Here is a 20,460-nt window from a genome sequence, read left to right as displayed (position 1 = left end):
CAATCGTAGCCTTACGGAAACAATATTCAAGCACATTAATTGGGAGTTAGTAGCTTTAATCTATTCTGTTTTTCGGTAAAATAACTGAGATGTTAAAAAATTCATAGGTTTAAGAATATGCTCTTAGCGGAGATTGGAATTATTGGTGGCAGTGGTTTATACAAAATGGAAGCTCTGCAAGATGTGGAAGAATTAGAAGTCAAGACACCTTTTGGCTCACCATCAGATGCAGTAATTCTAGGGACACTGAATGGAACAAGAGTAGCTTTTTTGGCGCGTCATGGTCGTAATCATACCTTACTACCTTCTGAGTTACCGTTCCGTGCCAATATCTATGCCATGAAGCAATTAGGTGTAAAATACTTAATTTCTGCCAGTGCGGTTGGTTCTTTGAAAGCAGAGGTAAAACCACTAGATATGGTAGTACCTGATCAGTTTATTGACAGGACAAAAAGTAGAATTTCCACCTTTTTTGGTGAAGGAATTGTCGCACATATTGCTTTTGGTGATCCTATCTGCAAACATTTGGCGGCTGTTTTGGCTGATGCGATCGCTTCTTTAAATTTACCAGATGTCACTCTTCACCGTGATGGTACTTATGTATGTATGGAGGGTCCGGCATTTTCCACTAAAGCTGAATCAAATCTTTATCGCAGTTGGGGTGCAACAGTCATTGGGATGACAAATTTACCAGAAGCAAAGTTAGCCAGGGAAGCAGAAATTGCTTATGCAACCCTAGCTTTAGCCACAGATTATGATTGTTGGCATCCAGATCATGATAGTGTCACTGTAGAAATGGTGATTGGTAATTTACAACGCAATGCAGTAAATGCCCAAAAAGTAATTCAAGAAACTGTGAAGCGGCTAAGTGATAACCCCCCTGCGAGTGATGCCCATTCCGCTTTAAAATATGCAATTTTAACCAATTTAGCCAATGCACCAGCAGCAACTAAGGAAAAGCTGGGTTTGTTGTTGGAGAAGTATAGCAGGTGACAGGGAATAGGGAATAGGGAATAGGGAATAGGGAATAGGGAATAGGGAATTAGCATCTCTTCCCAGTCCCCAGTACCCAGTCCCCAGTACCCAGTACCCAGTCCCCAGTACCCAGTACCCAGTCCCCAGTCACCTCAAACTACCTGAAAACTAAAATTCAAACCTGCCCAATTATTCACATCCAATACATAAGAGTCAGTAGCAGTTCCATTTACTTCCGTTTTCATCCTACTAGCATGATGTAAGTCTTGCAGCAAAGCTTGGGCAACTTCTAAGCCATTAACTAACGAACTAATTGGTTGTTGATCAGCCGTGGGATACTTAGCAGTTCCTAAAGCTGTCAGAGTTTCAGTCAAAGGAGATGTACTGAGAATTAGTTGGTGTTCACAAAATAAAGCTCGTGTTGGTAGTAACCAGCCTGGGTTAGTCTCATTTTGCGGGAATTTCAAAGTTTGTCCTGGGGGAATAACAATTTCTTGCAAATAGGGTTGAGTGTCTGGGACATCTGCTGCTGGAGAGATTTTCCAAGGGTAAAAAGCGGTCGCACTTCTAGTATTATTTAACCCCACCAGCATAAAATATATGGAGCGATCGCTCAAATTTTCCACCCGGTACTGCATCCTACTACCCACGGGAACTGTAGGAATAGCTGTTCCTGGGGTGGTAAATGCTTTGTTAGTTGTAGTTTCCCCACTACGACTGCGCCATGTTTGCCGTTGCATAACTACACGCGGCGAGATTTTGCTGATAATCTCTAAACTCACTTTCACCGCCAACCGAGAAGAACCTTCATTTTCTGTCAGTCGCCATAACTTGGCTGCCAACAGAGTAGAAAATTTTGGTGTTAATCTTTGTACTGCAATTTTCACCGCTTCCCCAACTTCCCCAGCAGTATTCGCTATGAGATCACCACCCAGAGAAAAAAGCCCATAACGACTAGGGATATTTTGCAGTTTACCAAATACGTAATCAGCGCCCTGTTCTGTTGAGGAGATGTTTACCATCCGGGTAAGGGAAGCAAAGGCACTGGTAGCATCTACACGCTCAATTCTTTCTAGTCCCGCATCTAAGGCTACTGTGAGATTAATATTTCGGGGTAACACGCGCACCGCTTCTTGTACTAGTTGCCCAACTTCCAGGGATTTGGTAGCTTCTTGACTAGATATCTGTGCTTTTGCAGTTAACCCATTGCGCGACTTGAGTATTAGCTGTTCTCCAGTTGGTAAAGTCAATCTGGAATTAACCCCATAGTATTGCCAAACCTGGGCGGGTAATCCTCCTAACCATAACTGGGCTGTTTTACCATCCTCATCCGTAGCTTTCACCACTCCTTCCGCGCCAGTGTTTTCTAGGAGGAAATTATTAGTAATTAACACATTTTGAGGATTTTTCTGCTCCGTCAGTAAACCTAATTGCTGTTCGCTACCCAGTTTATAGGTAGAACTATTGACATGAGAAAGAAGAATTTGAATTGTTGTCGCTGGGGTAACTTCCCAGAGATATTGGGTTAAAGCGTAGGTAAATAAACCCGCCGTGAAACCAGAGAAAACCAATTCTCCCGCTGGCTGATCTGGCTGTGAAGTTGCTTTTAGCACCATTGCCTTGTTAACTGCTGAGTTCTGCGTTTGCAGGTGTTGGAGTAACTCCAGTTCTTTGATTGCTAACTTTGCTGTCGATGGTTCGGGACGGGCGCGAAATCGTAAACCTGATGGCTGAGACGTACTTTTAGCATAGTAACTAGTATCTAATACTGCGGTTACTCTATCGGTAGGGAGCGATCGCAATAACAGTAAAAGAGTTTCTTCTAATAAATAGTTGACAAATGTACCATTGGGGAGATTTTTATCAACTGGGATCAGGGCATTCTGCACAGTTTCTGGGAAAGTTCCCAACTTGACACGACTGCCATAACCGCTAAAGTGGAAGACCACCACATCCTCAGCTTTTGCTTGTTTAACTAAGTGATCTAAAATAGCGGCCTCAATAAATTCCTGACTGGCTTGTTCTTCAGTTAAGGTGAGAATATCTGAAGCTGCAAAGCCAAAGCGGTAAATTAACAGTTCCTTCTGCAATTCCACATCAGTCAAACAACCAGCAAGGGCAGGAATTTGTGGATATTGATTGATACCTATTAACAAGGCCAGCTTACGGGCATTGGGTGCTGCTAAAGCTTGATAATAGCGATTTCCCAAAGTCAACCACTCAGCCTCAGTCAATCCCAAGATTGCCAGTATCGAGCCGATTCGTTCTAAAAACGCACGCCGTTTCATAATTAGCTATCAGCCATCAGTCCATTAGCTAACAGCTTAAAGGGCTGAGGGCTGTAGAGTAAAGTTTGAAATTACACTTTTTGCTACTTTTCGACCAAGTTTAAGCCAATGCTGATTTTTGGATCTGCATTGCGCTTGCTAATTCGGCCGCCACTTCAGGACGAGAAAATTCTGGTGGGGGTAATTCACCCCGACGTAACATTTCCCGGACTTTTGTCCCTGATAGATGAACCCGTTCCTCTGGTTTGCTAGGACTGGTTTTAGTTGTCGCCATTTGTTTGGTGCGTGTGCAATAGAAAGCGTGTTCAAACTTCATTGGCACAATGCCCAACTCTTCAGGGGCAAACTCTTCAAATATATATTGAGCGTCATAAGTACCGTAGTAGTCACCTACACCAGCATGATCTCGACCAACTATAAAATGTGTACAGCCATAATTTTTGCGAACTAAAGCATGGAAAATTGCTTCCCTGGGTCCAGCATAACGCATTGCTGCCGGATTAATTGCCAAAATTACTCTATCTAAAGGGTAATAGTGTTCCATTAAGATTTCATAGCAACGCATCCGCACATCCGCAGCAATGTCATCTTCTTTGGTTGCGCCTACTAACGGGTGTAAAAACAGACCATCTACTGTTTCCAAGGCGCACTTTTGAATATATTCATGGGCGCGGTGGATGGGGTTACGAGTTTGGAAACCGACGATAGTTTTCCAACCCTTGTCTCTAAACATTTGCCGGGAAGCAACGGGATCAATTTGGTAGCTGGGAAAGTGAGGATGAGAATCACGTTGTAATAACCAGATATCACCAGCAAGATTCACAGAACCTTGATTGTAGACTACCTGTACCCCAGGGTGTTTAGCATCATCAGTGCGATAGACATTGATGGCTTCCCGTTGTTTGTCGTAGGTGTACTTTTCGCTCAGTTCCAAAACTCCGATATATTCGCCGTTGGAGTTATCCAAGCGGACTAAACCACCTATTTCCAAAGGTGCAGCAACTTCTTCTGTAACGGATAGTGTAATGGGAATTGACCAGACAACACCGTTAGCCAAGCGCATTTCTATCACTACGCGATTATAGTCGGCTTGGTTCATGAAACCAGTCAGCGGACTAAAACCACCAATCGCAATCATTTCTAAATCGGAAACGGCTCTCTCATCAAGTGTCACTCGCGGTAAAAAGTCAGCCTTGGAGAGAAATATTTCCTTTTGTGCCGGTGTAGCAACTCGGTTAACTAACTCTCCACCGTGGGGGGCAATGGCATCTAGATGGTAACTCAACGTGATTCCTTCTCTAATTGTTGCAAACTATGTACTAAGTTATCAAATTGTCGGTACATTGTGCTACAAGTTTACCAAAAATTTTGTCAATTGCCGGTCGGAAAAGGTGAGATTGGGAAAAACGGATAGGAGATTTTTTGATAATCCTTTCTACGTAACTAAACCTTCTAACACCTGCTGCAAATCACTTGTTAACTCAGCTACTGCTTGTCTGGCATCTACCCGACTAGCTTTATAAGTTGGATAACGTTCAGAAACTGATATTGGTTTACCTACAGTAATTTTAACTTTTTGTTTACCCAACTCTGGACGTTGTAAAGGATTCTTATTGCCCTTAATTTTATTGACCATATCCCATAAAATTAAAGTGGTTTCTGCAAATCTTTCTACTGTGGGTTTTTCGCGGATATACGTACCAGAAACAGCGACAAAACTTTCTACTAATCTCATGTGCCACATCCGCACATAAGCTTCTTCAGCAATTCTATCTCCCAAACTTTTATCAATGGTTGATAGTGATTTAATATCTTTAAAATCTTCTCTAAATATATAATTCCATCCTGCTTGTTCTAGTCGTCTACATCTATCATTCCAATTGCCTCTAGATGGTAAATCAAAATATTGTTCAGCAATGAATAGTGCCACATTCATCACAGATTGTAACCGATAAGCCAAAGCTTCATTTCTGTCTATAATTTCCCCATTAATAATTTTTTTGTCTGGCAATGTTTGATGATAGAAACGTGTGTAAAATTGCTCCATTATAGATAATAAATGTTCCGCTAAAGCCAATAATCGAGAATAAAGCACTTCAAAACTAGGGGCATTATTGGCTGATTGAATATTTAAACCACTAGCGGCTTCTAATTCAGTTAATAAATTAGCGATCGCACCCCAAGGTTCGTTAATATAACTATATTTTATGCCAATGGGTACAATTAAAACTTCCTCATTTCTACCTGCTTTTTGCAAATCCTCTGCACACCAAAAGCTCATTTGAGAAATACCAGGTTCTAAAGGGCTAATTATCTCTGATAAACCATTAGTTGCACCTTCTGGAGCAGCAGCCATGGGAAACTGACCATTCATATACAAATCCCGTGCCGAACGCAACCCAGTCCAATCAGCTTTACCTCTTTGGATAGGAGTACCACCTAAGTTAGCAGCCAACCAACCAATATGTTTACCTGCCCATAAAGGAATCCCTCGATCATAAATAAAATGGGCATGAACTGGAGATTGTAGAGCTATATTTTTCTGTTTGGCTACCTTTGGTAAAAGTTGGGAAAACAAGTAAGTTAAACACAGAGGATCGTCGATTTTTGGATGACGAAATGCCAACATAAATCGGATATTACCAGATTGAAATTGGCTATAAAGATCCGCTAAAACTTCGACATTTTCTGCTTCAATTGTAATAATAGAGGTTTTCCATTGCAGCCAGTTGGGTAATAGCAGATGGACAAATTTTAACAACAATGGGTTAAAAGCTGGAGGAATAAATTCTAGCGGTGGTTGTGCTTGATACATGAAATAAGAGAAAATAGAGGACAAAGACATTCAAAATCTAAAGTCTAAAATCTACAGAATTGGTATCACACTTTTACTGTTAAAAGAATGAAGAATTTAGAATGTAGAATGTAGAATTAAGTTTTGCAACGGATATTTTACCCCGACGCAAAACCCGCTGCTTGTAGAAGCAGGGGACTTTCACCCCCAAAGGTAAGTTAATTAACCTCTGGAAAGAATGCCAAATCTGCACCTAGAACACCGATTTATTAATCGTCAGGGATACGCCCCTACAAGGAAAAAACAGATTACCTAGCATTACTGAATCGACGCTCTAGTAGCGTAGGAACTAATACTGAACGGTCTAAATATTTATTTCCCCTGTTTTACTTTTATCTTCTCAACTATTGTACCAAACCGTTACACAAAGTGCTGTATATAAAAAACGGTGGGTTATATTGTCTTTAACCCACCATTCAAATGAATATTGATGTTACTGGAAATTATTTGTTAGGTTGGGGAGTCATCCGCAAATAAGGTTTGATTTCTTGATAACCTTTGGGGAATTTCTCTTTGAGAACTGCGGGGTCTTTCAAAGATGGAACAATTACGCAATCTTCACCATCTTTCCAGTCTGCTGGTGTAGCGACGCTGTAGTTATCAGTTAACTGCAAAGAGTCAATTACTCGCAATAATTCATCAAAGTTGCGTCCGGTGCTGGGGGGGTAGGTGAAAGAAAGACGCAGTTTTTTGTTAGGATCAATGACAAATACGGAACGCACTGTGATGTTTGCAGCTGCGTTAGGGTGAATCATATCATAAAGGTCAGAAACCTTTTTGTCTGCATCCGCCAAAATTGGGTAGTTTAGTTTGGTGCTTTGGGTTTCTTCGATATCTCCCACCCAGCCATTATGAGAGTCTACATCATCAACGCTGAGTGCGATCGCTTTCACGTTACGTTTGTCAAATTCTGGTTTTAGTTTAGCTACTGTACCTAATTCTGTTGTGCAAACAGGTGTAAAATCAGCAGGATGAGAAAACAGCACTACCCAGCTGTCACCCGCCCATTCGTAAAAATTGATGTCGCCGTGTGTAGAGGCTTGTGTAAAATTGGGTACTGTATCACCAAGACGAAGAGCCATGCGAGATTCCCTGTAATTAGAAAAGATAATTATTTCACTGTGTGATCATGACACAAAATCTTGATTATCTCATCTACATTTCGCAGGTTGCAACAAAATTTTAAATTTTTTAACTCTAGGTGACATTAAAATTTATTTTTTCCAAAAATTTCAAAATCCATTATCCCATCGGCGAAATTCAGGATTTTCAGCTTTTAAGCCTATTTTTTGCTAATTTCTTGATATGCTTGAATTACTTGTTGTGCGATCGCATCCCAGCTAAAATTTTGTAACGCATATTTTTGAGCATTTAATCCCCGTCTTTGACATTCTGGAAGATTTGACAAAGCTGCTGTTAATAAATTTAATATTGATTCTACATCTGTTGTTCCCACCCAGCCAGAGTCACTATCTATTATCTGTTGATAAATATGCACTTGATCAGAAATAATTACTGGTACTCCTGCTACCATCGCTTCTGCAACAGCAATACCAAAATTTTCATAGTATGAAGGTAATACAAATAAATCAGCCGCTTGTAATAAACCTGCTTTTGTTTCACCAGTCACAAAACCAGTGATAGTAGTATGTGATTTTAACGGTGAATTCTCAATTTTAGATTTAATTTTCTCCTCATAAATTGGATCTTGAGGATTTGTACCTGCTAAGACAAAATGAAAATCAAACCCTGCTATCAATAGTTTTTCTAGTGCCGAAATTAATAATTCTAAGCCCTTTTTTGGATCAATGCGGGACATAAACAAAATCAAAGGTTTATCCTTGGGAATATCAAACTTATTCCTCACATCTTCACTATTATTGTTGGGAGGAATAACACCCAAAGGAATGACTAAATCTTTTGTGTTTACTCCAAATCTTGCCGATATTTTTGCTTCTTGTTCACTAGTAAAATGAATTGCGGCTGCACCTGCTATATTACGTCGTTCTATCAGTTCAACATAAAGCTGTTTTAATTGTTTTTTCTTTTGCAAATCGGCCGGATCAAGTGTTCCTAAAGGACGTAAAATATAAGGTAGCTGTTGTTGACGACACAGAGTAGCTGCTGCGCTACTAACCGGAGAAAATAAAGCATGAATATGGGCAACATTAAACTCTTTAGCGTGATTTTTTAACCATTTTAATAAATCCACAGAAAACTTATATCTACGAAATGGCGCACAGCGAAAATAAATGATTTCATAGCCATCTTGTTGAATGGAAATATTTAAAGGTACATCCAGTGGTTTTTGTCCATTATCACCATTACTATCAGTCGTCAAAATAGTAACTTCTGCACCTGCTTTTGCTAATGCTGGAGCTAGTCCTAACACCATTTGACTAGGACCACCATAGATGAGAGAAATAGATGGGACAATTTGTAATATTTTCATGATTAATTGTTGTTTATTAATTACTCTTCCCATACTCTGTATGGGAATGAATTTTTAAAGGCTTCTGCCTTTATTTATATCAGAGTCAGAGACTCTGTGATAACATTTCCAGTTAGAAACTGGGAACGAGATAACTCCTTACATTAATTCTTGATAAAATTCAAATTGTTGTTGAGCAACAGCTTTATTTGTATATTTAATCATTGCTTTTTGATAACCCATTTCTCCTAAATTATCTGCTAAATCTGGTTTTTCAATTAACTGCAATAAGCAATTAGCTAAAGCTTCAGAATTACCTTCAGGGAAAACTAAACCAGCATCACCAATAACATGAGGAATTTCTCCAGAGTCAGAACCAATCACAGGAACTTTACAAGCCATTGCTTCAATTAAAACATGGCCAAATTGTTCTTTCCAACCTACAGCGGTGAGAGTTTTAAACTTATAAGTTGTTTCTGAAGGTAGCACCAAAGTATTCATTAAATTGATATAATTTGCAACTTGATCATGAGGGACACTTTCTACTATAATTAGTCTATCTTGAATGTGATTTTCGGTGGCTATTTTTAGTAATTCTTCACGTAATTCACCTCTACCTAATAATAATAATTTCCAAGGTTTATCTTGGATATTGATTAACGCCTTTAACAGTGTTAATAAACCCTTTTCTGGGACAAATCTGCCGACAAAACCGACGACAAAATCATTTTCAGAAATTTCTAATCTAGCTGCTAATTCTGGTTGTGGGTGAGGAGTAAACAGAGTTTCATCTACACCCAACTGGGGTAAAACTTTAATTTTTCCCTCATATCCACGTTGACGTAAAATATCCGCCCCATCTTGATTACCAGAAATAATCCCATGACTGTGATTGAGGTTATACTTTTCTAATAAAGCAATCGGTAATTTTAATTGGTATGGTAAATTCCACCAAGTGAAAAACACGTTTTTGGCTTTAAGTCCTAATAACTGATTTAAAATAATCATTTGTGTATAAGCCAAACCCTTAGAACCTTGTTCTACATGAAGAATTTGGGGACGAAATTTTTGCAATAAACCGATTAAATCAGAACCGAAAGTTAATAGTCCTTGATGATTTTGACTAAAATTAGATATTGGGACTATTTTAAATGCACCTTCATCACGATATTCTGTTTCAATAGTTTTGTTTTGCACTCCTCCTGGTTGCCATTTTTTCGGAACTACAACTATCACCTCAATTCCTGGTTCTAGCTTGGCTAAAGCTCGTAATTTTTCACAATTTAGGTCTACTATATAAGTATGACTAGCAACTAAAATTTTCATGGGAAAACTTGCATATAAATTAACAAACTAAAATCCTTCAGAATATAGATAAACACAAACACAATTAGAATTAAAAATATCTTTGAATTTATCTGTGTTTATCTGCGTTTATCTGCGTTCAAAAAATCAAACCTTTTGATCTAAACGACTGTAAATTTGTCCATCATTCCATGCTGATTGAATCATAGTTCCCACAGCTTTGAAAAAACCTAAAACATAAAAAATTCCCCGACTGGCTACTTTAATGGGAGAACCACTTTTATAACAAGGAGGGTTTCCGAGAACGTGACAATCAAACAAACGCCCATAAAATCGTAAAGCTTGGGTAAAAGTGAGATTTTTTAGCCCTAGTAAAAAATGATTGTGATAGAAAGTAAGTTGATATTGGAGCGATCGCATACTAATATCATGACAACCTCCAGTTTCTTCACCTAGATGAACTAAATAAGCTTCTGGGTCATACCAAATTTTATACCCAGTCTGCCGAAACCGCAAACAAAAATCTGATTCTTCCCGCACTGCACTACCCCGAAACCTTTCATCAAACTTGACTTTATACTTAGTAAAAACATCCCGACGGAAAGACATATTGCAACCCCTAGCTGTCAAAACTTGCTGAGGTTTGGTAGTATGCACTAAATCAATATGATACCAAGCAATACCAGGGTCCATGGCTTCCGGGGGTAAATATTCAATTTCCAATTTTCCCCCAGAATCACCTAATTTCATTCTGTCAAATACACGACCTGCAACCGCACCTATTTCCGGGTTTTCCACGTAATTTTTGACATGGGTTGCTAAAAAACCTGGTGTTAGCTGGACATCATCATCAATAAATAAAATAATCTCACCCGATGATCTCCGCACCGCATAATTTCGCGCCCCTGGTAAACTCGCCCAATCTAACTTAAACAGCTTAATTTTACCAGATGCTGCCATTTCTTCTAGGAAAGCTTGTGTTTCTGGTTCGTGGATTTGGGTTTGATCTACTACCAAAACTTCAAAATGGGGATAATCTTGTTTTAAGACATCAATAATACTATCCCGGAGCAATTTTTCTCTTCTGTATGTGGGGATAACTACGGAAATTAAGGGGTAATTATTCATAACTGTGATAGTTAAGATTGTAATTAATTAATCTGATTTTACCAGGACTTACGCAACTGGCATATTGGTAGGGTGCGTCAGACTGCATAAATCTTGCAAATAAACGTATTTTTGATATCTGACGCACCCTACAACAGATTTTTGGTGTGACACGCAGCTTTAGTTCTATTTACTTCAGTATAACCCTGCGGCGGTTGTATAGAGTTGATCTAATAACTCATTTTGTGTTTCAGCGTTATTAAAATTTTGGGCGTGTGCTAATGCCCCGGCGCTTAAAGCCTCGTAATGTTCCCGTTTATCACCTCTATCGAAAAATGTGATAATTTGTTCCAAAGCTGCTGCTGCTAAATCATCATAAGTACCATTTAAAATTTGCCAATATTCATCAGTTTTCAATTTTTCCCCATGTAGCCAATCTCTCCATTCTCTATATTCATTGAGGGGTAATTTTAAAATGTATCCATTTTCTCCATGAGTAACTAACTCTGGTAATGCACATATATTAGTTGTAATTGCTGGTGTAGCTACAGAAAATCCTTCTACCAGACTGAAACCATAGCTATCTTGTAAAGTAGCCATTAATTGAAAATGACTTTGTGAGAGTAAATCAATTACTTGCTGATTAGGTAGACTTTTATGAAAATTAACATTATCTAAATCCAGTAGCTTTAAATCTTCTGCATACTTGTTTTGATCAGGAAAATCTGTAGGTCTACCTGCACCAATTCCCAATCCAGATATAATATTTATCTTCACAGGTAAGCCTAATTGTTGAGCTTTTTTAGCAACTCTTAAGGCCACAATTCCGCCTTTTCTAGCCAGATGATGTCCTATGAAAATAAATTGTAGCGGTTGTTTTTCATCGTAACTTTTAGCATGATTCACCCTGACAGGGAAGTTGGGATGAATCACGGTTAACTTCTGCTTGATTTTTTCTGATATATCCCAATTTTCTATTTTTTTTGTAATTCGGAATTTAGCAAAATCTGACATAGCAATAATTTTTTGGCAGTTGTCTAGTGCTAACCGATTTCTTAAAATGGGGTAAACTATGGATTCCAGTTTATTTTTAGGATTGCTATATAAAGATGTATGATCTTCAAATGTAATCAACCAAGGTTTATTTGTATATATAATTTGATTGAAAGAGTGAATTACTTGGTATCCACCCCTTATGGGTTGCCAAGGTAAAAAGCTGGATAAGGGTTTCCACAGTTTTTCTATGGGATATCTACCTGTGGGAAAATTTTTGGTTCTAATTAGATCATGTTGAGAGTTCCTGGGTAAATTGGGAGTGCGAATATGTTTTGTACCTGTGATGATTACTTTAACCATTTTTATCTTCTCTACTTTTCCTAATTGTTAAAAGTTGATTTTTTATGCAGACGTTTTTTCTTATCTTTGATGTTGACGGTTGTTTCTTCTGGAATTATTTGTTGATCCAATATTGGTAATTTGAATATTATTCCTGCACATAACCAATAATAAACAGCTACTGGATCAACATCTAGAGGATAGTAATAAGTATTGTAACTAATAAATAACACAAACACCCACATACTAGCGCCATAAGTGCGGAGGTTACGGTTTTTTATAGTGCGATATGTTTTAAAACCAGCAATTGTTAAACTGGTAACAAAGAACAAAAAAGCCATTACTCCCACAATCCCCACTTCATACAGGACTTTCGGGTAGTAGGTTTCCACTAACTTAGTTGAACCTAATACACGGGCTGAGTTAGTAGCTCTACCTAAACCACTACCTATAGGAGTATCAACGGATCTCCAGTTTTCTTTAAATTGAGAAACAATAAACTCTTGAGGGGGTGAGGCATTCCATCGATTGATAAAACTGTCTACTCTTTCTTGGACAACAGTGGGGTTAGCTGCCATTGCAACTACTAAAATTACAATTAACCCTCCTCCCAGGGGTATAAACTTTTTCAAATTGGTAAATTGACCGGTGAATAATAGCAACAGTACAAAACACACTGGTACTAACGCTAAAGAAATTCTTTGTCCACAGACAACAGCATTAACAAAGACTAATACTAAAGCAAACAAACCGATTAATCGCCAAAGAATCGATTTGTCGCTAAAAATGGTGGCAAAGGTAAAAAAAGTACAGGAAATTAAAAACCATGCCCACTGCCAAGGGGCAACAAAAGTGCCTGGTAAGCGAATTACCCCTTGTTCTGGAGTATATAATAATGCTCCTCCAACGAAGCAACGAGCATCAAGTGATGCTTTAAATAATAAATCTCCCTCAACCCCTACAGTGCCTTTACATACCCCAATTGTCAGCAAGTAATATTGGATCATTCCCAAAACACAACAGATGATGATGAGAATAATCTGAAGACGGGATAATAACCAAAAATCCTGCTGAGTGCGAATTAAATAATAGACACAAGTAATTAATGGTAGATAACCTATAAATACTTTTAATCCTAAAATTCCTAATCCTATGGGTAATTCCTGTGAAGGAGGGCTTAATGCCTGTAATTGCTGAACAGGAGGGTTGAACTGCTGTCCCCCATTGATAAAAAATAGGGTTAGCATACAACAGCTAAACAGAATCCAAAATGGAGTTTTGATGGCTTGAGGATTCAGGAAGGGTTGTTTTTGCTTTTTGCAAGTTTGCCACACGGCGATCGCAAATGGCACAAAAAAAGCATCTTTAGCCAATTGCAGTACGGGACTGTTACCCAGCATGTAAATGACTGTACCCGCAAAAGGCACGTACATAACAAAGGCAAATAAAGCAGGGCGTGGGTATTTGTAGCAAAGGGTGAGGACTATGATACCTAATGCTCCGGGCGCTGCTAATTTCATTCCACCTACAAAAAAAAGCACCATTCCCAAGGATAGGCCACTGCCAATGAGTTTACCAACCAAGCTAGTAAATTCTTTCCGTGCTTGGGTAGCCTTCCGTTTTTGGGCTAACTCTTCTTTCAGACTTAGGGCTGGTTTATCTACTGATGACTGCTTTTTTCCAAGCTGAGATTTTCGCTTTGTTTTAGCCATAACTGGTGACTGGAGATTGGGGACTGGGGATTGGGGATTGGGAAAGAATTTTCTCCTCTACTCCTCTACTCCCCTGCTCCCCCAGTGTCAAAGATTCCTGCTTGTCTGACTTCATGCTCCTCTGCTCCTCTACCCTGCCTCTTTTTCTGCTTTAAGCTATATGTTCCTGAACTTGTGCAACTAATTCCTTTGTCCAATAGTTTACCAGTTCACTATCAGCAGCTTCTACCATCACTCTAATCACAGGTTCTGTGCCAGATGCACGGACTAAGATCCTGCCACTATCTCCCATTGCGGCTTCGGCTTGGGCGATCGCTCTTTGTACTGGTTCGCAATTTTCCCACCCTAACCGCTGTTCTCTGTCTTCTACTCGCACGTTTTGTAATAGTTGCGGATAGGTTTGAAAACTTTGATCAACCATTTCCCCTAAAGAAATTCCTGCTGCTTGCACCACTGCGGCTAAATGTAATGCTGTTAACAACCCATCCCCAGTAATACCATAATGACGGCAGAGGATATGACCTGATTGTTCACCACCTAACATCCCCCCAGTTTTTAACATTTCTGCCTGTACATATTGATCACCAACGGCGGTACGAATCATTTTCCCGCCTTGTTTTTGCCAAGCTTTCTCAAATCCCAAGTTAGCCATGACGGTGGAGATAATCAAATTATCTGGCAGTTGTTGCTGTGCTTGCAGGTGACGACCCCAAAGGTAGAGAATGTAATCTCCGTTAACTTGTCTGCCTGTATTATCTACTGCTAAGACTCTATCAGCATCACCATCAAAGGCAAATCCCATATCAGCGTGATATTCTTTAACCGCTGCTGCCAAAATATCTAAATCTGTAGAACCGCAATTGACGTTAATGCGATCGCCATCGGCTTGATTATGTAAACAAATTACATCAGCACCCATCTGGGTAAATACTGATGGCGCTAATCCCACAGCAGCACCCCAAGCTAAATCTAAGACAATCTTCATCCCTTGAAAATTTACTTGTGGGTGTAACGGTTTTTGTAATGCCTGTCCGTAATCTGCTATTAATTCTGCCCGTGAGTAATGCCTACCGCAGTTACTGACACCAACTACAGGTGCGACCTTACCTCGCAAACCTGCCTCAATTTCCGCTTGCAATCCTTTAGATAACTTGCCACCACCAGCACCAAATATTTTAATCCCATTGTCTTCTGGTGGGTTATGACTGGCAGAAATCATCACGCCACCAATGGCATCGGTAATACTAGTAAGATAAGCTACGCATGGAGTAGGACATAAGCCCAAATACCAAACCTCTAAACCTGCGGCTGTTAATCCTGCACTCAAAGCCATTGCCAGCATATCACTGGAGTTTCTGGAATCCTGCCCCAGAATCACAGGACCATTTTGTGCTGCATGATCACGTAAGACAATACCCGTCCAAAAACCAATTTGCAAGGCTAAGGGTGCATTCAGCAGTTCTCCGACTTTACCACGAATGCCATCTGTACCGAATAAAGCCGTTGTTGGTAAGGAAATTAAGTTAAGGGCAAAACTACTGGCAATTTCTGTTGTCAACCCTTGAGATTTGGCAACATAACCCTCAGATATGCTGCTTTGAGTCCGAGTTATAGAGGAAACCATATTTTTCAACACTCCACACCATCACACATTTGGAGAATAACACTTTAAACTTTGTTCAACAATTCTGACGAAATCGCCTTTCAACAGTACACCAGTAATCGTTTTTCTTAATGACAATTAATTTTAACGATTCTTTGTTAAGTAAAATTACAGATGGTTATTAATAATTTACTGTAGATTCCCAACTTCTTTGAGAAGTCGGGGATCTGCCCCAATACTCAGCATAAAAATGCTATTGACTCCTTGAGAATTTTGTATAATGTAGCACAAATAGCTCCCAGCTTAATGAATTTTAATATAAATTCTCATCATAAGGTTTTAATGTAACGTTTTAATGGCATTTTTTCGCCGTTAGTAAAAAATGCCAGCAGTTGATTTTTTAAAGTAGAGAAATTTAGCATGAGCAGTAATTTAGCCTCCAAGTTACGAATAGGTACTAAGAAAGCACACACGATGGCAGAAAACGTAGGTTTTGTCAAGTGTTTTTTAAAAGGAGTTGTAGAAAAAAATTCATACCGGAAACTGGTTGCTAACTTTTATTTCATCTACTCAGCTATGGAAGAGGAGATGGAAAAACACAAACACCATCCCATTTTGAGTAAAATTTATTTTCCTGAACTTAACCGCAAGCATACATTAGAGCAAGATTTAGCTTATTACTACGGTTACAACTGGCGTGAGCAAATCAAATTATCCCCTGCTGGTGAAGCGTATGTAAGCCGGATTCGGGAAATTTCGGCAACTGAACCAGAATTATTAATTGCTCATTCTTATACCCGCTATCTAGGTGATTTATCTGGTGGACAAATCCTCAAAGGTATTGCTCAAACTGCAATGAAGCTGGGTGAAGGTGAAGGAACTGCTTTTTATGAGTTTGCAGATATTACCGACGAGAAGGCATTTAAAGCCCAGTATCGGCAAAACTTGGATGCTATGCCTATTGATGATGCTACAGGCGATCGCATCACAGAAGAAGCAAATGCTGCTTTTGGTGTGAACATGAAGATGTTCCAAGAGTTGGAAGGTAATTTGATTAAAGCGATCGGTATCATGGTTTATAACACCTTGACCCGCAAGCGGACAAAAGGTAGCACTGAACTGGTGACTGCTGAGTAATAAATTGAGAAATAATTAATAGTTCTCATCATATCTAGGGGTAACAGCCTTGTGATTGTTTTCTGTGCATGAAAGCAACCAGAGGGATGTCACCCCTAAATTTATAATCTGCTTGATATTAGTCAATAACAAGTTATCTCATATTTGTACACATCCTCTAGGTAGATGATATTAAATTTAAGTAAGATTACATTAATTAGATATGGTAAACACTTGGTATATATCTGGGCTTGGTTCATCGCCAAGCCTTTTTTATAGAAAAACAGCAGTTAAAATTCCCGATTTCTCTCTGCGATTGAAAATTTGACTGTTGAGTTTTTGATATTGCTAGAGGTCAATTATTACTCACATTAAAGATATAAACCGGGTTTAATTATCCTTTAGGTAGTAGAAATATTGATTTACTGAAGGTAATATTTATTCTATTAATGCCTGAAAAACGTGTAATCGCTCTGGAATCATATCCAGGGCTTTTTTTATGTAGATTAATTTTTATTTGTAAGTTATGCTAACTAGCAGTTTCTATAAATTTTGTACACGCCTATTAGAGAGATGAATTAGAAGAAAACAGAGTTTAAAGTAGCTATATATGGTAAACACCTGGTATATACAAAGGCTTGGCTCTAGTCCAGGTCTTTTTCATTCTTTAGATAGAGACAGGACTTACGCAACTGGCACATTGGTAGGGTGCGTCAGACTGCATAAATCCTGCCAATAAACAGATTGTTGATATCTGACGCACCCTACAACAGATTTTTGGTGTGACACTTGCGTAAGTCCTAAGAGAAAATAGTTAGATTTTAGAAAGTAGGAATTTGATTGATTTCTTCTACATATATTTTTTTAAAAAAGCTCCTAAATTTGATTGGCAGGAATTAAGGAAAAGAAGAGAAGCAGTAAATGATCCTAATCCTTTAACAACAAAAGACATTTGTGAAATTGTGCGAGAGGTTCGCCAACTTTCTTGAACTCAGAGATAAAGATAATATTGTTATTTATTCTCCCACCAATGCCAGTGCTTGGTTGATAACTTTCTGAGATAGATACATTCCAGAGAGCCGTAATTGTTCTAAAATTGGTCGTGCAGATGGAATTACGCCACGTTGTTTAGCAGTAAGAATTATACATAAAGTTCCCCTCACAGGAATATCTAACGCTGCTGCACAACGACGACCTGCTAAATCATCAATAATTACCTCAGTGCCTCGATTTAGATAGCCCCAAGTTAAAACCGCAGATTCTCCAGCCCCTAAATCCCAACTTTGAATAATTGCAGGTACAGGGGGTATTTCCGTGACTACCAGCCAGGAGGTGTTAGCTAGTGCGTTGGCGGTGATATCTGTTTCTCCATAGGCTTGAATTTCACTGGACACTGCTTGAGGAACAGTAATTTCAGGGCTGACTGTTTGCAAGAGGTGTAGGAAACCGCCTTTTGTCAAAAAAATCAAGGGTGAGGTATTTATTGCTGGCTTGATAGCCTCATTTAGTAACTTGTTAGACACGATTTAACTCTTGTTGTAAATCATCAAAGTCTACAGAAAACACATCTATTTCTTCACGGGTAAGGGCTGCAATAAAATCACGTCGGTTTAACCCGGCTATTTGTGCGGCTTTTTCTTGGGAAATTTCATTTTTTTGATACCAATATATAGCTGCTGCTAGGCGCATATCACGGACAAAATCATCTGGGGAAAGACGACGAGCAGAAAATACTTCTGGGGGTAAGTCTAGGTTTACTTTAGTCATAAAAATATGAGTTACAGTCTATTTATAGATAGTATCAAATTTTTCTCCAGAAAATAAATCACAAGAAAAAAATTAAAACGTAAATCAGGCGAAAATGATGTACTAACTAACAGCAAAGTTTGTATATGCTCTGATTTTAGGATGACGAAAACCAAGTACAATATCCTGTGTAGGAACACCTGCTGCTATAAAATCATTAGCAATACCTTCTTCTGTATCATCATATTGAATCCAAATTTTATGATCAATTAAATCTACATGAATAGGTGTGGTATGTAGATATTGATCACCATTCCAACCAATATCTAAAACTAGATAACGTCCATGTTCATCATCAAATAAAACTTGGGAGTTATAACCATCAGGTATAGAAGCGCGATATTCGGCAGTTTCTGTTAATATGCTTTTGATAATTTCTTGATATTTTAACTTGGTATCCATTGTACTATCTCCTTCTATTCCTCGTTTGGTTTTAGGTTTAAGGAAGTGATAGGGTATTGTTTGTAAGGAGCATTTCTTGAAATTCTGCTTTGCGCGACCAGTATGCTACATTAGAAACTTGTTCTAGAAGAGTAATATTTTCAAGTTTCCAAATATCTATGGTATCGTCAAATAATGAAATAAATTTGTAATTTCTTTCTTGAAGGTAGCTAAGGTCTGACCAAACAGTAAAAACATTATCAGCCCTACTATTACCTGCTGCCACGCTTGCTGTACTTAATACATCAATTAATGATACTTGTTGGCGATATTCGGTGAAAAAATCTACTTTTCGAGAACGCCCAGAACGTCCTGCAAATTTCTTATTTTGTTCAAAAGGTATTTGTTTCTCTGTTAAAAATTCTGCTACTTCTTCTATAATTGACTCAAAAGCTCTAGTTCTAAATGTAAACCAAATATCAGAAACTCTAAATGCTGCTTGCGATAAAGTTGTGACAGCAGAAGCTAAGTTTTCATTTTCTTGTATTCTAATTATTAACATTCCTTTGTATTTTTCAACACCGTGAGTTAATAGTGTATCTTGAATTAGCGTTTCTTGCTTTTCTGACCTTTTCTCAGATATAGTTTGCATCCGTAGCCAGCGTAAAGTTTCACCTAAATCTGTCAAGATATATTGACCCTCTTTTTCCTTTAGATATATATCAATAACGTCACCATCAGGATAAAGTAATGGGGTACGTATACGGATATAGTCGTTGACCGTTGAACAGGTAAACAACTCTCCAATCGTTCTGGCAATTTCTTGGCAAGGGGTTAACATTAGAGGAATAAATCTAGCTGTAATGGCGGTGGATCTTGCATATTTCCATTATGCTTTATTTTCGACTCTAGACAAAACTGTTGCCATACTTTGACTGGATCGGTGACAGGAGCAGTTATATCCTCTGGAACATAAGCTTCTTTATCTCGATACGGCTCTCTCCAGCGATGCTTGTGTTTTTCTCCTACTAGGTTTCCATCAGGATTTTTATGATCTTGTCCTAAATCCAAAGCATATATTCTACCAGCAGCCTTATGGATGAGTGCATAGGTCAGTTTTTCTATGAGCGGGTTATAACTACCTTTGACAACAATGGGATAACCAGCATTTGAGGTAAGCTCAACACTAAATTCTACGGTAGGAGAATGGTCTTCATCTTCACTCCATAAAATATTATTATCAATTTGTTTTGTAGTATCATTTATCAATTCCTCAAATTCTGCTTGAGTTAACATCAGTAGCCGAAAAACACAACATAAATTATTGTGTCATAGAAAATACTTGAAAAATCTGGTTAATGCTAAATGCGATCGCTATTTTTATTACATTCTGATTTTAATGAAATTAGGTTAAAATCCGAATATTGGCAATTTTAGGTATAAAAACTAGATTATGGCAAATCCAGAGCATTTAGCAATATTGAAGTAAAGGGTAGAGGTTTGGAATGAGTGGAGAGAGGAAAATCCAGATATAATACCTGATCGGG

17 protein-coding genes are annotated in these 20,460 nt (G+C 38.5%); 2 read left to right on the top strand and 15 right to left on the bottom strand.

Features of this window, described 5'->3' with window-relative positions; genetic code table 11:
• Positions 1-117 precede the first annotated feature (117 nt).
• Complete coding sequence (locus VB694_RS21435) at positions 118-993, top strand: S-methyl-5'-thioadenosine phosphorylase (protein ID WP_323362364.1); 876 nt, start codon at positions 118-120, stop codon at positions 991-993.
• Positions 994-1,127: 134 nt separating this feature from the next.
• On the opposite strand, the gene VB694_RS21430 is transcribed toward VB694_RS21435, so the two are convergent.
• From VB694_RS21430 to glmM, 10 genes are all read right to left on the bottom strand, one after another.
• Positions 1,128-3,263: a caspase family protein gene (locus VB694_RS21430; RefSeq protein WP_323362363.1), complete on the bottom strand. Its 2,136-nt coding sequence runs from the start codon at positions 3,261-3,263 to the stop codon at positions 1,128-1,130.
• 100 nt (positions 3,264-3,363) lie between these two features.
• Positions 3,364-4,548 (bottom strand): sulfate adenylyltransferase, encoded by a 1,185-nt coding sequence (sat, locus tag VB694_RS21425; protein ID WP_323362362.1) that lies wholly within the window; start codon positions 4,546-4,548, stop codon positions 3,364-3,366.
• Positions 4,549-4,698: 150 nt separating this feature from the next.
• Positions 4,699-6,078, bottom strand: a complete 1,380-nt coding sequence (locus tag VB694_RS21420; protein WP_323362401.1) for a 1-acyl-sn-glycerol-3-phosphate acyltransferase — start codon at positions 6,076-6,078, stop codon at positions 4,699-4,701.
• Between the two features lie 482 nt (positions 6,079-6,560).
• Positions 6,561-7,199, bottom strand: a complete 639-nt coding sequence (locus VB694_RS21415; RefSeq protein ID WP_323362361.1) for a peroxiredoxin — start codon at positions 7,197-7,199, stop codon at positions 6,561-6,563.
• A gap of 200 nt (positions 7,200-7,399) precedes the next feature.
• Entirely contained in the window at positions 7,400-8,569 is a 1,170-nt protein-coding gene (hpsP, locus tag VB694_RS21410) for a hormogonium polysaccharide biosynthesis glycosyltransferase HpsP (protein WP_323362360.1), read from the bottom strand.
• A gap of 138 nt (positions 8,570-8,707) precedes the next feature.
• A complete protein-coding gene (gene hpsO / locus VB694_RS21405) occupies positions 8,708-9,874 on the bottom strand; it encodes a hormogonium polysaccharide biosynthesis glycosyltransferase HpsO (RefSeq protein ID WP_323362359.1) in 1,167 nt (388 codons plus the stop codon).
• A gap of 126 nt (positions 9,875-10,000) precedes the next feature.
• Positions 10,001-10,981, bottom strand: a complete 981-nt coding sequence (hpsN, locus tag VB694_RS21400; protein WP_323362358.1) for a hormogonium polysaccharide biosynthesis glycosyltransferase HpsN — start codon at positions 10,979-10,981, stop codon at positions 10,001-10,003.
• A 174-nt stretch (positions 10,982-11,155) separates the two neighbouring features.
• Positions 11,156-12,316 (bottom strand): glycosyltransferase family 4 protein, encoded by a 1,161-nt coding sequence (locus VB694_RS21395; protein WP_323362357.1) that lies wholly within the window; start codon positions 12,314-12,316, stop codon positions 11,156-11,158.
• 20 nt (positions 12,317-12,336) lie between these two features.
• Entirely contained in the window at positions 12,337-14,007 is a 1,671-nt protein-coding gene (gene hpsL, locus VB694_RS21390) for a hormogonium polysaccharide biosynthesis protein HpsL (RefSeq protein ID WP_323362356.1), read from the bottom strand.
• Between the two features lie 151 nt (positions 14,008-14,158).
• Positions 14,159-15,631: a phosphoglucosamine mutase gene (gene glmM, locus VB694_RS21385; protein ID WP_323362355.1), complete on the bottom strand. Its 1,473-nt coding sequence runs from the start codon at positions 15,629-15,631 to the stop codon at positions 14,159-14,161.
• A gap of 399 nt (positions 15,632-16,030) precedes the next feature.
• Between glmM and VB694_RS21380 the strand changes: the two genes are divergently transcribed.
• Complete coding sequence (locus VB694_RS21380) at positions 16,031-16,747, top strand: heme oxygenase (biliverdin-producing) (protein WP_323362354.1); 717 nt, start codon at positions 16,031-16,033, stop codon at positions 16,745-16,747.
• A gap of 995 nt (positions 16,748-17,742) precedes the next feature.
• Here VB694_RS21380 and VB694_RS21375 read toward each other — a convergent pair.
• From VB694_RS21375 to VB694_RS21355, 5 genes are all read right to left on the bottom strand, one after another.
• Positions 17,743-18,249, bottom strand: a complete 507-nt coding sequence (locus VB694_RS21375) for a DUF3368 domain-containing protein (RefSeq protein ID WP_323362353.1) — start codon at positions 18,247-18,249, stop codon at positions 17,743-17,745.
• The gene (locus VB694_RS21370; RefSeq protein WP_323362352.1) at positions 18,242-18,493 is read right to left on the bottom strand and encodes a UPF0175 family protein; all 252 of its coding nucleotides are present in this window, start codon (positions 18,491-18,493) and stop codon (positions 18,242-18,244) included. The genes VB694_RS21375 and VB694_RS21370 overlap by 8 nt, the downstream gene beginning before the upstream one ends.
• A 102-nt stretch (positions 18,494-18,595) precedes the next feature.
• Positions 18,596-18,934, bottom strand: a complete 339-nt coding sequence (locus VB694_RS21365; RefSeq protein WP_323362351.1) for a XisI protein — start codon at positions 18,932-18,934, stop codon at positions 18,596-18,598.
• Positions 18,935-18,971: 37 nt separating this feature from the next.
• Positions 18,972-19,754 (bottom strand): DUF1828 domain-containing protein, encoded by a 783-nt coding sequence (locus tag VB694_RS21360; RefSeq protein ID WP_323362350.1) that lies wholly within the window; start codon positions 19,752-19,754, stop codon positions 18,972-18,974.
• Positions 19,754-20,209 (bottom strand): DUF6978 family protein, encoded by a 456-nt coding sequence (locus VB694_RS21355; protein ID WP_323362349.1) that lies wholly within the window; start codon positions 20,207-20,209, stop codon positions 19,754-19,756. The genes VB694_RS21360 and VB694_RS21355 overlap by 1 nt, the downstream gene beginning before the upstream one ends.
• Between the last annotated feature and the right edge of the window lie 251 nt (positions 20,210-20,460).

Origin of the sequence: Anabaena sp. UHCC 0451 (genome assembly GCF_034931405.1) — a bacterium.
In the GTDB taxonomy this organism is placed as follows: domain Bacteria; phylum Cyanobacteriota; class Cyanobacteriia; order Cyanobacteriales; family Nostocaceae; genus RDYJ01.
Note: the sequence above shows the minus strand (reverse complement) of the source record. Positions and strands in the feature narration are given on the sequence as shown.